The sequence below is a fragment of the Alphaproteobacteria bacterium genome, from assembly GCA_040216735.1.
Classification (GTDB): Bacteria; Pseudomonadota; Alphaproteobacteria; order SHVP01; family SHVP01; genus CALJDF01.
This window is the reverse complement of the sequence record JAVJOO010000004.1, coordinates 41,974-56,615: the sequence shown is the minus strand read 5'-3', so window position 1 is coordinate 56,615 and position 14,642 is coordinate 41,974. Positions and strand designations below refer to the sequence as shown.

11 protein-coding genes are annotated in these 14,642 nt (G+C 62.4%); 2 read left to right on the top strand and 9 right to left on the bottom strand.

Features of this window, described 5'->3' with window-relative positions:
• Positions 1-77: 77 nt before the first annotated feature.
• Genes RID42_10585 through RID42_10565 form a run of 5 tightly spaced genes read right to left on the bottom strand, consistent with a single transcriptional unit; the run spans position 78 to position 6,053 of the window.
• Complete coding sequence (locus RID42_10585) at positions 78-686, bottom strand: hypothetical protein (GenBank protein ID MEQ8248112.1); 609 nt, start codon at positions 684-686, stop codon at positions 78-80.
• Positions 687-708: 22 nt separating this feature from the next.
• On the bottom strand, positions 709-1,425 hold the full coding sequence (locus RID42_10580) for a DUF2848 family protein (protein MEQ8248111.1): 717 nt from the start codon (positions 1,423-1,425) through the stop codon (positions 709-711).
• A complete protein-coding gene (locus RID42_10575) occupies positions 1,422-2,462 on the bottom strand; it encodes a TauD/TfdA family dioxygenase (protein ID MEQ8248110.1) in 1,041 nt (346 codons plus the stop codon). Before RID42_10575 ends, RID42_10580 begins: the two co-directional genes overlap by 4 nt.
• A gap of 4 nt (positions 2,463-2,466) precedes the next feature.
• Positions 2,467-4,086: a choline dehydrogenase gene (locus RID42_10570; GenBank protein MEQ8248109.1), complete on the bottom strand. Its 1,620-nt coding sequence runs from the start codon at positions 4,084-4,086 to the stop codon at positions 2,467-2,469.
• The gene (locus RID42_10565; protein MEQ8248108.1) at positions 4,083-6,053 is read right to left on the bottom strand and encodes an FAD-dependent oxidoreductase; all 1,971 of its coding nucleotides are present in this window, start codon (positions 6,051-6,053) and stop codon (positions 4,083-4,085) included. Before RID42_10565 ends, RID42_10570 begins: the two co-directional genes overlap by 4 nt.
• Positions 6,054-6,160: 107 nt before the next feature.
• Here RID42_10565 and RID42_10560 point away from each other — a divergent pair, with 107 nt between their 5' ends.
• A complete protein-coding gene (locus RID42_10560) occupies positions 6,161-6,985 on the top strand; it encodes an acetoacetate decarboxylase family protein (GenBank protein MEQ8248107.1) in 825 nt (274 codons plus the stop codon).
• Between the two features lie 181 nt (positions 6,986-7,166).
• On the opposite strand, the gene RID42_10555 is transcribed toward RID42_10560, so the two are convergent.
• Positions 7,167-8,573, bottom strand: a complete 1,407-nt coding sequence (locus RID42_10555) for a DEAD/DEAH box helicase (GenBank protein ID MEQ8248106.1) — start codon at positions 8,571-8,573, stop codon at positions 7,167-7,169.
• A 605-nt stretch (positions 8,574-9,178) separates the two neighbouring features.
• Positions 9,179-10,786, bottom strand: a complete 1,608-nt coding sequence (locus RID42_10550; protein ID MEQ8248105.1) for a choline dehydrogenase — start codon at positions 10,784-10,786, stop codon at positions 9,179-9,181.
• A 103-nt stretch (positions 10,787-10,889) separates the two neighbouring features.
• Between RID42_10550 and RID42_10545 the strand changes: the two genes are divergently transcribed.
• A complete protein-coding gene (locus RID42_10545; protein ID MEQ8248104.1) occupies positions 10,890-12,074 on the top strand; it encodes a class I SAM-dependent methyltransferase in 1,185 nt (394 codons plus the stop codon).
• Between the two features lie 34 nt (positions 12,075-12,108).
• Here the strand turns inward: RID42_10545 and RID42_10540 are convergent, their stop codons facing one another.
• Complete coding sequence (locus RID42_10540; GenBank protein ID MEQ8248103.1) at positions 12,109-13,251, bottom strand: class I SAM-dependent methyltransferase; 1,143 nt, start codon at positions 13,249-13,251, stop codon at positions 12,109-12,111.
• 75 nt (positions 13,252-13,326) lie between these two features.
• Complete coding sequence (locus RID42_10535; GenBank protein MEQ8248102.1) at positions 13,327-14,619, bottom strand: TRAP transporter large permease; 1,293 nt, start codon at positions 14,617-14,619, stop codon at positions 13,327-13,329.
• Between the last annotated feature and the right edge of the window lie 23 nt (positions 14,620-14,642).

The following is a 14,642-nucleotide window of genomic DNA, read 5'->3' as shown; positions in this document are numbered from 1 at the left end:
TCTATTCTTTGTCCGAACCTTTTAGCACTGTCGGCGCAGCGATTGAAGGGCTACGCGTGCGGCAGTTCGATCGGCATTTATCGCCGAGGCATGTGCGGCGCTGCGATACAGGTGCCAACAAAGGCGTCGTCAGTGCCGGCCGGACGATTGTCGCTGAAGTCCAGTCCGATGGAGGCACCAAAGGGACTCATACTGACCGGTAAACGCCAATCGGTACCAGGAGGCAGCTGCCCTAACGCCCAATGTTTGTGCAGCGCAGCATCGATGGTCCAGTGCGCGCCCTCGGCCAAGTCCCGGTCAAATGCGACGCGCGCGTAGCGATTAAACGGCGCCCCAGCACGTTGGCGGGTAGCCAACAGACCATAGCCGTTCGAGGCGGTCGGCGGCGCGCTGCCGCCGTAGCCCCATTTGGCCACCCAACCCGAGCGAAAGCGGTCGAGTTCCTGGTTGAACCAGACCGGCTCCACGGCTTCCGGTCCGTCCAGCCCGAGCAAGTCGAAGTGGGTGAAGGGGAGATCATCGCCTCCCTCAAGCACCTTCCAGTTCGAGTAATGCGCGATGCCGGGGATCGTATTGAAGAACGGGTTGTCGATTTCGCGCAACCATTCGTCATAGCCGAGGCGCTCGACATCGGTTCCAGGCGTGTAGGTCAGGAGGACCATCGTCCTGTAGTCCGCGTCACTCATTGGCCCCCCTCCCCTCGCGCGTTCAACGGTCCAACGGGACGCGGTGTGGGGCGGCGATTTCGCCGAGGATGTTGGTCAGCACATAGGTGTGGTCGAGACTGCGCGCCCGTTTCGGATCGGACATCTTGATTCGCCACCGGTCACCGAATCCAAGTGACTTATCGACGCTGACATAGGTGCCCGAGAACAGCATGAACCGGGCCGGCAGCGCAGGCACGCGTTGACGCAATGCGACAATCATGTCCTCTGGGTGCAAGAATGTCGCGACACCAACGTTCTGATAGGGGCGTCCATCGACCCAGCTTTCGAGGACAAGTTCATCCCAGTGGCCGCGCACATCCGCGAATGGCCAAAACCGCGGTGCGACGACGTTGGGATAGGCCTGCTTACTCCAGACGATGCTCGTCCGCTCCAACGCTCGGTCGGTGTGATCGCTCCCAACACCGACAAACAGCTCTGTGCCGTCGTTGAGCAGCACAATCTCAACTTCGCCGGAGGTCTCGGCGTTGTGCACACAAACTTCTTCGTCGGTGACGACATTGTGTGGTGAGATCGGATAGACCCGCGGCGCCGGAATATCGAACGCGATCCCGATACCTGCCTTGGCTACCTCCTCCTGGTGGGCCACAGCATCGTCCGCATTGCGCGTGGCGGACCCGAAATTGTACATCCGGTCGAGCCGCACGGCCCGCTGCACCAAGCGGCCATCGGTATACTCGATCTCGATCGTCAGCGTCATGCGTTGAACTCGACGCGGTCGAGCGCAATAGGATCGGTACCCGCACCGCGATGGCGCTGCCACAACCACAATCGTTTGAGGTTGCGGGGACTTTGCGGATCGTCCTGGTAGGCGAGCCGACCGTGTAAGGTCGACCGATTGTTGTTGATCAGCGCATCGCCGGTTTGCATGCGGCAGGTCGACACCAACGCCGGATCGGTGAGGAGTTCATCCAATAGGTCCAGCGCGGCGCGTTGATCGGATGTCAGCGGTGTGCCCGCGAGCTCCATACCGGGTTCCACCATCACGCGCGCGTAGTGCACGTGGAGCGTCGATCCATCGGTTTCGAAGATCGGCTTTACGATCGTGTTCGGTCCGGATGGCCACGCATGGAGTTTCGGTGGCAAGAAATGAAACGGTCGATAAAGCAGCGGCAACAGGTCGGGGCGCCGCCGCGCAAAGGCTTCATGAAGCGCATAGGCCGATACGATCGTACTCTCTCCACCGCTTTTGGCTTGGCGGTGGCAGGCCAGGAGGACGTAGTCGGGCGGGCGCGGTTCGAGGCATCCGTTGTCGGTATGGGGATGGGATAACTGGGTTGTCGCACCGATCCGCGTGGGATCCTGGTACGCTCCCTGATGGTTCGTCACCGTGAACAAACGGCGATCTTTCTTGAGCCCTTGGCGCACCGGGCGGCCGAAGTAGTTCCCTACACCCCACGTCGCGATCTCGCAGTCCGCTTCCGTGAACGAGTCGAAAGCCAGCCCGCGCAGGATGACAAATCCGGGGCCGCGGTCCAGCCGTGCGTGAACGTCGGCGACGACGTCGATGAGTGCCGGAAGGCGAATATCCTCCTGCTCAACGTCGTCAATTCCCATACCGTTGCGCCGGATTGTGACCAGTGCCGCCTCGGCTTGCTCCCGAACCGCAGATGGAACCGTAACAATGTACGCCGACTCAGATGTCTGTCGATCGAGCCAGTCCGTCCCCGGACGCCCCGAGAATACAGGGGCAATCGGCCAGTCCTTTGCATCCATATTACGTGCCAGAAGTGTCACGGATTCATCCCCGTTGTTGTTGGCGGTAATCGCCCGGCGCGCCCCGGCCCAAGATAAAGTCGGCTGCTTTTTCGGCAATCATGATCGTTGGCGCATTGGTATTGCCGCTGGTGATCGAGGGCATGATCGACGCATCGGCAACAAAGAGATTCTCGAGTCCATGGACCCGCAAATCGGGACCGACAACGCTGTCCGCACCGCGGCCCATTTTACAGGTACCGACCGGATGGAACGATGTCGTGGCGTTGGCGGCGATCCAATCGTCGATGTCCGACTCGCGAGTGACCGCGTTCCCCGGCGCGATCTCGTCCGATCGGTACGCGTCGAACGGCGCTTGGGCGGCGATTTCCCGAATGCGCGCCAGCGCCCGGCGCAACGCCAAACGGTCGCTTTCAGCGGACAGGTACATTGGGTCGATGGCCGGTTTGTCCTCGGGATCGGGCGAACGCAGCCACAGGCGCCCCCGGCTTTCGGGCCGAAGGCGATAGGCGTGAATGGAGAAACCTTCCTTTCCGGCCCGGCGCCACGGATTCTCAACTACCAAACTCGGGATCATCGTCATCTTCAGGTCGGGCACATCGAGCGCGGCATCCGATCGTGTGATGGTGCAGCATCGGAGCGGCACCGCCGACCCAACGCCGGTCCCGAAAAGATAGGCGCGCGCGACCGCGAGGGCCGCACGGTCCGGCCGGAGCACGCGCCGTAGGCTCACCGGCTGGGAACATTCATAGGCGGCATAGACCCCAAGATGATCCTGGAGGTTTCTGCCAACGCCAGGCAGGTCGTGGACCGCTTCGATTCCGAGAGCAGCGAGGTCCGCGCCGCTGCCCACCCCTGAGCGCAGAAGCAACGCCGGGCTATTCACCGCCCCGCCGCATAGAACGACGCTCGATGCCGCATAAGCGTGCATCGTGATTTCGCCCCAACGATAGGCGACGCCCACTGCCTTGCGGCCCTCAAACAACAGTTTTGTCGCCGTGGCCCCGGTGACGACACTGAGATTAGACCGCTTCAGAGCCGGCTTTAGGAATGCGGCTGACGTGCTGTGCCGGCGACCGCGGTGCATCGTGAAGTCGTGGACGCCAACCCCTTCGAACTGTGCCCCGTTGAAATCGTCCGTCGGTTGGATACCTGCGGCGCGGCAGGCATCGACATAGGCCTCTTCGAGAATGCTACCCGGCGCCGCCCGCTCGATGGACAACGGGCCGCCCTCGCCGTGAAAGGGCGCGCCGAACTCGACGTGGTTCTCCGATCGCTTGAAGTAGGGCAGAACGTCCTCGTACGACCAGCCGTCACAGCCGTCCTGCCGCCAACCGTCGAAATCCGCTGCCTGTCCACGGATGTAGACCATCCCGTTTATGGTCGACGACCCGCCAAGGACTTTGCCGCGCGGCCAATGTATCCGGCGGCCCTTCAATTGGGTTTGCGGTTCGGTGTCGTAACCCCAGTTCAACGACGGCATGGTGTAAAGAATCCGCGTCAAGAGCGGGATGCCGATCATTGGGTTTCGGTCGGCGCCGCCGGCCTCCAACAGCAGAACCCGGTTGCGTGGATTTTCGCTCAAGCGATTCGCCAGAACGCAACCGGCCGATCCGGCGCCAACGATAATGAAATCGAAGCTCATAGCGACCGAGCGAGTTCGTCGCCCTCGAAGATCGCTTCTAGGGCCGTCCGCGGCGACATCGCATCGCCGATGACATGAAGCCGGGCGGTATTCTGTCGCAGGCGATGGGCGAGGTCGTCGTTGGGCTGCCCGGTTGTCGGCGCAACGACCGAATCGACTTTGCCGATGTCCCGCACCTCGTCGGTGCTCAGATCGCGGGCTAGGAAGCGGCCGTCGACAAACGACTCTGGCCGGTGCTGGCCCAGCACTTGAACCCTTTTGTCCCGCAGCCGTTTGGTCAGAGCGTAGACGCTGTACATGCTGATCGTCCACGCCGGCACCCCGGTAGGCACCATCAACACGACCTGTTTGCCGAGATCCGCGATGTATTCCGCAACCGAGGCGGTGGTCCACGTGCCCAGCGTATCGACCAGAACGACACGGTCGCCGAGCGCGCCGGGGTCGGCAACGGCTTGATCGAGCGACAAGCCGGCGCCCCCGCCCTCAAAGGTCATCCCGGGCTGGCGGGCGCCTGTCGCCAGGATCACGTCGTCCGCACCGAACCCTTGAACGGCGGCCTCGTCAGCGGACTTGTTCAGGACGACATCGACACCCCGGGCGCGGCACCCATGCTCAAGGTGGTCCAAAAGTTTGGCGAACTCCTGGCGTAGTGGCATCGCCCGGGCTGTGTTCAAACGGCCGCCGAGCCGGGCCGAGCGCTCCCACAAGGCGACCCGGTGGCCCCGCGCAGCCGCAACCTCGGCAGCCTTCATCCCTGCCGGTCCGCCACCGATAACCAAGATGCGGCGCGGCGCCTGTACGGAAATCTGCGGAGCCTGACCTTCGCGCCCGGTCTGGGGGTTTGCAAGACAGGTTATTGGCAAATTGAGCGCGAGCATGCCCGCGCACCCTTGGTTGCAGGCGATACACGGTGTGGTCTCGCGCTCGCGGCCGGTTTCCGCCTTGCGAACGATTTCGGAGTCGGCAATGTGGGCGCGCGCCATCCCGACCATGTCGGTCATCCCTTCGGCGAGAACCGCCTCGGCTTCCGCGATGTCGCGGTACTGACACACGGTCATCACGACCGGGGGCACTGCTAATCCTTCAAGCGCCGTACGAATCCGCCGCGTGACGTTGCGGAACGAGCCCACCGGAAAGCTCATGTCGGCCATCTGTGTCGAAACAGTATAGCTCCCGTGGTAGGCGGAATGACTGATGTTGACGAAGTCAATCTTCGCCGCAGCGGCGATCTGCGGCACGATCCGACACATGTCGTCGATGGTGAGGCCTCCAGGAAGGAACTCGTCGCCGCTAAGCCGAACGCCGACGACAATGTCGGGCCCAACTGCTTCCCTGACCGCACGCAGGGTTTCTGTCGCGAACCGCAGACGATTCGTTTCGTCGCCACCGTAGGCGTCGGTCCGTCGATTGCTCGCGGGCGACATAAATTGTTGGAGCAAATGGCCGTGGGCCATCTGTACTTCGACGCCCGCCAGGCCCGCCTCGACTAGGTTCGCGGCGACAAACGCGTGGGCGTGAACGACCTCTTCGATCTCGCCGATCGTCATCGGGTGCGGCGGCGGTGCCGTCGCGCTCCAGGGAATCGCCGACGCACTCCATGACGGCATTCGCGCGAAGTTACCGTCGATATGTCGACCCAAATGAATCACCTGACCCAAAAGGTGCGCGCCCTCGGCCTTGACCGCATCGGCCACGGCCGCGAACTTGGGTATGCACGCGGGATCGTACCCGTTTACCCCTTGGCTTCGCCCCAACGAACTGCGGTGGACCCGAATACCCTCGAAGATAATCATCGCCGCCCCGCCCTTTGCGCGGGCACGGTGGTAGGCGACATGTTGCGGGCTCGGCAGATTGTCCACACCGAAATTGGTAGTGTGGGCCGGCACGAATATCCGATTGCGCAGCGTGAGGCCGCCGAGTTTCAGCGGGTTGAAGACGTGGGGATAGGCGGGATGGGGCAACGGCACTCCGATCTCTGTACGGACAGATGCATGGTTGCCAATTCGCGCGAACAGTTCAATGCTTGGACGCAGAAAGCGCGCGACACCGAATGAAGAAATTGCGAGGACCACGTATGACGGACGGCAGCCCAACGACGATACCGACCGCGAACGGGGGCCGGTTCGCGCCTTACGGCCCGCCGCCATGGTACTTCGAAGGGTACAGCGCGTCGGTTCTGTTGACCTTCGACCCAGAGACCGTTGCCGACCTGATTCCAGCGCCGCTGAAGCTAACAGGGAGCCCGGTCTGCCGGTTGAGCCTCCACGATATGGTATGCGACTACGGACTGGGCGAGCGGTTCATGCAGGAGGAACCGGATCAGGCTCATTTTGGCGAAGCGGTCGCTGGCTTCATGGTGGAATGCGACGGCGTCACAGGACACTGGGCACCGTTTCTTTGGTGCACCTCCGATGCGGAACTGGCCGTCGGCCGAGAACTCTACGGCTGGCAGCAGCGGTTGGGCGATATGTGTTTGACACGACCGCCGTTGCGCCGGTCGTGGCGGGCCGGCGATTCCGCCACCGGATTGGTCTCGCGCGGGCGACGGTCTGTATTCGATATCGCGGTCTCCCTCGACCGTGAGGGCGACCTACCGCCAACCATCGACGGCCACGATATCGCGCTGGATCCGGCCGCCACCAACCACCATTACACCGAGACCGTTCTGGTCGATCCCGTTTCGAGAGTGGCGACCCGGCGGATGGTGTGCAGTTCGATGGACGACGTCGCGGTGACGAACCTTTGGTCGGGTGCCGCGACGTTTCATGCGCACGCACCTGAGTTGGCCTTCCTCAAGGGAGCAAAAGTCCTTGGAGGACGTTGGCACGAACTATCCTGGCGCAAGCCGTGGGCAAACCGGCTGGTCCGCGAGAGCCGACACGACGTTGGAACGCCCTGACCACCGAGGCAGAACCGATAACGGCGCACGACCATCGGCCCGCAAGTGGGTTCGATGCTAGGTGTGTCTCGCAACTTAATTCCGGTGACCCGGTCGCTTGTTCCGGGCGCGCAGCACCGATCGAGGGGCCGGGGGTACTATACCGCCCGGCCGCCCCTGTTCATGCGAGCCGCAACGCAGCCTAGCGGCGCAGGTAGTTTTCGCCGGCGGCGCTGACGCCGACCTTGCCGAGGACACGCGCGAGACCGGCAGTGTTGGAGTCGCCTGCGCGGGCTTCGCCGACGTTTTTGTCGTTGCGCCGCTTACCCTGGGTGCCGCCTGCTTTCTTCCGATTCTCTTGGGCCTTTCGGCTTTGCGCCGGGCGGCGCCGGTTCGGCTTACGCGGCGTTGTCGGGGCAGGTTTCCGGTCGGATCGCTCCGGCCGGTCGCCGCGCTCCTGGCGTTCTCCCCGCGCGTCTTCGCCGAACGGATTGGCCAGCGTGGCTAAGCCGTAGCCGACGAGGCGTTCGATGTCGCGCAGTTGGCCGCGTTCCTCGCGGTCGCACAGGGAAATCGCGATACCGCTCTTCCCAGCTCGCGCCGTCCGCCCGATCCGGTGGACATAGGATTCCGGCACGTGGGGCAGTTCGAAATTGACCACGTGGGAAATGTTATCGACATCGATCCCGCGCGCCGCAATATCGGTGGCAACCATGACCTTGACCCGCCCGCTGCGGAAAGCCTCCAACGATCGTTCGCGTTCGCGCTGGCTTTTGTTGCCGTGGATTGCCGAAGCAGTGATTCCCGCTTTTTCGAGATGCTGATTGACCTTGTCCGCGCCGCGCTTGGTACGGGTAAAGACAATGGCCCGCTCGACTTCGGCGCCGTTCAGAATGCCGACAAGCGCGCGCCGTTTGGAAGCGGCGTCGATAAACATCACCTTCTGATCGATCTTCTCGATCGGCCGCGATTCCGGCGCGACCGCGACCTCGGTCGGATTGCGCAGAAAGTCGCTTGCGAGGCGGCGAATTTGTTTCGGCATGGTCGCCGACAACAGCATGGTCTGCCGGCCCTCAGGGACCTTTGCCAAAATCTTACGAATTGCCGGGATGAAGCCAAGATCGAGCATTTGATCGGCTTCGTCGAGTACGACGGTCGTCGTCCCATTTAGTTGAATGGCGCCGGCGGAAAGGTGATCCAGCAGACGGCCGGGGGTGGCAACGATGAAGTCGATCCCGGGCGCGACCGCTTTGATCTGCGGGCCGGGCCGAACACCCCCGACCACGACGGCAACGGTCGTCTGGTTGTTGCGTCCGTAGGTGCGAATGCTATCGGCGATCTGCGTCGCAAGTTCACGGGTGGGCGCGAGGATCAGCGCACGGCATCCCTTCTTGTTGAACGACGACGGTTGATCGATCATTTGCTGGAGGATGGGGAGGACGAACGCCGCGGTCTTGCCGGTGCCGGTTTGGGCCGTGCCGAGAACGTCGTTCCCTGCCAGGATCGCCGGGATCACGCGCATCTGAATGGGTGTGGGGGTGGTGTAGCCTTCGCCCGAAAGGGCCCGAAGGAGACCCTCGGCGAGGCCGAGGTCGCTAAATTGTGTCAATTGTAAACTTTCAAAGTTCCGCCGCGCGCCCGGACTCGTCCTGAGCGCGATTCGACGTTTCGTTCCTATGGGGGAAGCTCGCGTAGACCAGCTACCGGGGTCATGTGCCTTAACGGCACTCTTGATTGGCGGCTCGTATGAGGTGGCTACCGCAAGAAACACTTGCCGCCAACGACGAGTTCGTCATCTACGCGCGGCAGGAGATGGCGCTATGAACCACACCCCAGGGGGAATAGCAAAGGAAATCGCCTAGCCCCTTGGTTTAGAGACCGGCGCGATGCCCCCTCACCCACCAAACGCCGAAACAAAGCCAACACCCGCAGTTTTCCTTGAGTTAGGAATAATCGCCTCGCCAACGACATCAAAAAATACCAAACGAACCCAAATTTTCTAATATTTTTCAGAGACTTAACATTTTCCGCCCAACGAACGAAGCCAAACTCTTTTTTTTAACAATAGCTTAGCCCTGCGCTCCGCCGCCCCTTCCGACCGGGCAACGGTTGGCGATAGTTGGCCATAGAAATACGGCGCGGCAAGGGCGGGACCGAGAATGTGCTGGGGCGGGACCGCAATTGTGATCGGCCCTATCCGATGCGTGTTGGACCCTAGGGCGTTTCGGCGGGAAGCGGCGAGCGGCCCAGGATGAGATCGGCGGCTTTTTCGCCGATCATGATCGCCGGAGCGTTGGTGTTGCCGCTGGTGATCGCCGGCATGATCGAGGCATCGGCGACGCGCAAACCGGTAACGCCTTGCACGCGCAGTTCCGGGTCGACCACCGCGCGTGCATCGCCGCCCATGCGGCACGTTCCGACGGGGTGATAGGCCGTGGTGGCATTGGCCCGAATCCAAGTGTCGAGTTCGTCGTCGGCCTCGATGTTCCGGCCGGGCGCGATCTCGGCGCCGCGATAGGGATCGAAACTGGGCCGGTGGGCCAGCGACCGAGCGAGACGTACTCCGCGCCGCAGGGTGACGAGGTCTTCAGGGTCGGACAGGTAGTTCGCCGCGATGACCGGTTTGTCCATCGGATTGGCCGAGCTCAGCGTAATGCTGCCGCGGCTTGCGGGGCGCAGTTGATAGACGTGGATGAGAAACCCATGGGTGGGCCTAAACGCAACGATCCGATTGAGCAGTCCCGGCACTAACGTGACTTGCACATCGGGCGCGGCCAAATCGTCGCGCGTCCTGAGGAAGGCGCAGCCCTGGATGGGGATTTGCGCACCGGGGCCACGGCGAAAGAGAACGGCTTTCAAATAGGCAGCCGCGGCATGATCGGGCCGCATCAAGTGGTTGAGGCTGACCGGTTGCAGGCAGTGGAAGGCCGTGTAGGCGCCCAAATGATCCTGCAGATTGGCGCCGACCTCCGGCGCATCCACCAACGGCGCGATTCCGAAACCTTGCAGATGAGCGGCCGGACCAATGCCCGAATGCATCAACAGCATCGGCGAGTTGACCGCGCCGCCGCAGAGGATCACCTCACGCCGCGCAAACGCAGTGTTCGTTTCACCGGCGACATCGAACGCGACGCCGCGCGCCCGGTGTCCCTCGAATTCGACGCGGCGCGCCGTCGCGTTGGTTTTTATTGTCAGGTTCTGGCGCCCCCGAATGGGGTGCAGGTAGGCAACCGCTGCGCTCTGCCGCCGCGCATCGGCGATGGCAAAATCGTGGATACCGAACCCTTCCTGCTCGCGTCCGTTGAAGTCCTCGGTTTCGCGATACCCAGCCTCGGCTCCGGCGGCTAGAAAGGCCTCGTTCAACGCGCCTTCGCGCTGCGCCTGGGTAATGTGCAACGGCCCCGCGTCGCCGCGATAGGGCGAACGCTTGGTGTCGTGGCGTTCCATCCGCTTGAAGTAGGGCAATACCTCCCGGTAGGACCACCCCGCCGCCCCACGTTGGCGCCAGCCGTCGTAGTCGGTGGGATGGCCCCGCACGAAGGTCATCCCGTTGATCGAGGACGAGCCGCCCAGCAACTTGCCCCGCGGCCAGTGAATGGGCCGCCCGCCAAGACCGGCCTCGGGTTCGGTGCCGTAACCCCAGTTGAGCGACGGCATCGTGAACAAAAGCCGGGTCATGAAGGGGATCGGCACGAACGGATGGCGGTCGGAACGGCCGGCTTCCAGCAACAGCACGGTGTTGCGCGGATCCTCCGACAATCGATGGGCGACGGCGCAGCCGGCGGATCCCGCCCCGACGACGATGAAGTCGAACGTATCCAACCTTGCCCTCCCCTCCCGGTGTACCGGTGTCGTGACGCGCGCCAAATTTCGGCTACAATCCATAGGCTGACATGCGCCCCAAGGGAACCCACGGAGCCGAACGATGAGAGAACCCTATGCCCACGCCATGCTGCCGCGCGCCGCAAGCGACGAGCGCAGCCGCCAGAGTTTCATCGCCGGTCTGAAGATGCACATGGAGGACCACGTGTATCCGGCGGATCGAAAGGTCGGCATGACCCGTGTGTTGCCCCGTTTCAAAGCCGAACATGGCCGCGCCCCCCAATCGCGGACGGAATGGCGGCACGCGATGGAGGCGGACCCCTTCGTTCAGTCATGGAGTTCGATCGCACGCAGCATCCAGGAGATGCATTGGGATACGGTGAGCGAAATCGTATGGCACGAATTGCCGACGCTTCTAACGAAGAGCAAAATCGCCAATCCGAGGGGCTCCCTGCACCTTGACCCCGATATCGAGGTGCCGCGCTACAACACGGCCATCGACATCCATTGCATGCCCGGCGGCTATCACTCGGAAATCGCCGAGGACGACGTCTTCGCCGGGGCAATGTTCGACCGTGGCGCCTATTACTACGGTCTGGCGATTCGCGGCTCGGCGGCGCTCGACTACGTCGATACCCGCGCGCGGATGCAGCGCGCGGCGCCCGGCTACACGACCATCGGCTTTCTGCGAGAGACCTACCCGGACTTCGCACCGAAGCGCATCCTCGATCTCGGCTGCGCCATGGGCGGAACGACGGTGCCCTATGCTGAAGAATTTCCCGACGCCGAGGTATATGGCATCGACGTCGCTGCACCGCAATTGCGGTACGGCCATGCTCGCGCCGAGGGCCTCGGTGCGCGGGTTCACTTTCGCCAGGAAAACGCCGAAGCGCTGTCCTTTGGCGATGAATCCTTCGACCTCGTGGTTTCGCACGGCCTGTTCCATGAAACTTCGGCCAAGGCAACGCCGCGCATCCTAGCCGAATGCCATCGGGTGTTGCGCAAAGGCGGCGTGACGATCCACGTTGACACCCAGTTCGCGCGCGGCCTAGACGATCTCGACGCCTACTATTGGGACTGGGACACGCATTACAACGCCGAGCCGTTCTGGGGCACCTTGCACCACACCGACGCGCGCGACCTGCTTGCCGACGCGGGATTTCTCCGATCGACCATCCGCGAAGTTTGGCCACTGCCCCGCGCGGACGGTACGACCGAGTATGCGCCGGTTACCGATACCGGCGGCAAAATCGTGGGCTCGACTCTGTTCGGTGCTCGCAAAGCCTGATCGCGATACGCGACCTACTTCCGTGCGGTGAGACCTACTTCCGTGCGGTGAGCATGTAACGGTAATTGTTGCCCTGGTTGGGCGTTTGCAGCAAGTCGCGGCGATCGCGGTCGGGGTCGCCGGTGCGTTCGAGGTAACCGTCCGCAACGTCGCGCAACCCGGCCGCGACAGATAACTCGACAAAGTCCAACGAACACACCGCATTCCAGAACGGTTCGCCGTTGTAGTAGGTCTGCCACCCGCGCATGACTTGATCGTAGGGCGCCATGTCCTTGTAACGAACCGGCACCTCCATGTGACACATGGCGCCGCCCGGCCTCAGAATTCGTCGGCACTCGGCCAGAATCTGTTGCGCCGCGGCCCGCGATGTCTCGTGCATCATGTTGCTGGAGACCACAAAGTCAAAGTGGTTGTCGGGATATCCCGTCGCTTCGGCATTTGCGAGTTTGAAGTGGATTGCCCGGCCCATCGCCTCGGCGCGGGCATGGGCATAGCGCAGCATCGGCGCGCCGACATCAATGGCGCAGATCTCGGCCTCTGGAAAGAAGTCGACGAGCGCGGTCGTCGCATGACCGACCGAGCATCCTAGATCGAGGATGCGCCGCGGTTTGATGTCAGGGTAACGGGTCTTGAGGAACGCAACGATGAGACGCCCGTTGTCGTCCATCCCACGCTTTCCGTGATGGTACATGTAGGCGCCGCGATCGTAGATCGCCCCCGCCCGCAGATCCGTCCCGCTCGAGTCGTCGCAGTAACCGCCGGGCATCGTATGCACGTCGACAGCTTTGACGTAGCGCGGCGGCACGAAGTCTTCCGACAGCGTCAAAGACCCCTTTTTTCTGGCGAAGACGCTGGCGCGCTTCTCCAGCGCACCAAGTTGGCGATCGACGGTATCGCCGACCGATTCCCACATGAGCTCCTGCCCAAGCCGCATCAGCGAGCCCCAAAGCTGATGGTAGGGCGCGCGCTCCATCGCCGCGCGGAGTTCCTGCCGTGTCGGCGGCAGGGGGCGCCCGGCCCGGCGCAACGCCGGGATCACGCGGCCTTCCATTTCGGCACGGTTGCCCGGCGTAATGTCGCTTGAAACATGCGTTTTCAGCGCCACCACGAAATCCTGGCGACGCCCCTCGTCATGACTCGCCCTTGGCATCATCGAGTGAATCGGTTGAATCCCCATCGTGCGGCCCTCCTATGCGACCACCTTGGCTCCATACTTCATGCAGCCGTCAATCCGACACAGACACCGTTCCCGTCAACCACCAAACGGCGAACTTGCGAGCATGATCGACGGCAACCACGTTGAAAGCGACGGGAAGACGATAATCAGACCGGTAACGATCAAGTCCGAAACAAAGAAAATCATGGCACCGCGCAGAACCGTTTTGAGCGGTATCTTGGAAATACCGCTTACAGCGAAAAGGTTGAAGCCCACTGGCGGGGTTATCACGCTGAGTTCCACGCCCATGGTGACGACGATCCCCAGGTGCACTGGATCGATGCCCAAGGTCGTGGCGACTGGAAAAACCACCGGCACCGTCAACAGAATCATCGCGATGCCGTCGACGAACATGCCGAGAATCAGAAGCACCGCCATATAGCCGAAGAGGAATCCAAGCGGGCCGAGATTCATTGCAATGACGGCCTCGGCCATGTGTTGCGGCCACGCCTGATTCGCCGCCACGAACTGAAAGATGCCGACGCTGCCCATAAGGAAGAAGACGATCGCGGTGAGATTTACCGCGCGGGCCGTGACCGGAAGGAGTTCGCGCAGAAATGCGCCGCGACGTGAAACGAACCCATAGAGCAGCGCATAGCCGCAGGCCACGGCCGCAGCCTCGGTCGGCGTGAACACCCCGCCGTAGAGTCCGCCAAGAACGACAAGCGGCAAGGTCAAAGCAGGGAGCGCCGCAAGGGTACTTTCCAACACCTGCGCCGGGACAAAACGCCCCGACTCAAGACCGGGCGTCCGCCAAGCCGCGACAATGATGAGAATCGACATGCCAAGGGCGAGCAACAGGCCGGGAATGATCCCAGCCATGAACAGCCGAACGATCGATGTCTCAGTCGCGATGCCGTAAATGATCAGAGACAGGCTTGGCGGAATCAGCAGGCCTATGCCGCCGCCTGAAGAAACGATACCGGCCGACAACCAGTCCGGATAGTTCCGTGCGCGCATCTCCGGAATCGCGATCAAGCTCATGGCCGAGGCGACGGCGACGCTCGAGCCCGAAATGGCCGAGAAGAGGACACAGGTTGCGACGGTCGCCAGAGCAAATCCGCCGACGACCCAGCTTATCAATGCCTCGGCAAAGCGAAACAACTGGGTCACCATCCCAGTCCGTTCCATGAGGAATCCCGCGAAGATGAACAGCGGGACCGCCATCAGGCTGTAGCTGCTGAGAAACGAGAAGAAACTCTGCCCGACGGCGCGCGCATCGAGCAGCGGGTCGAACAGGATGAACAACATGCTCGCCCCACCCAGCGCGACGCCGATCGTCACACCCGAACCGAGAAAAGCGAACGCCGCTAGAAAGAAGGTAGGAATGACCCTACTCCGGAAAGAGGGAA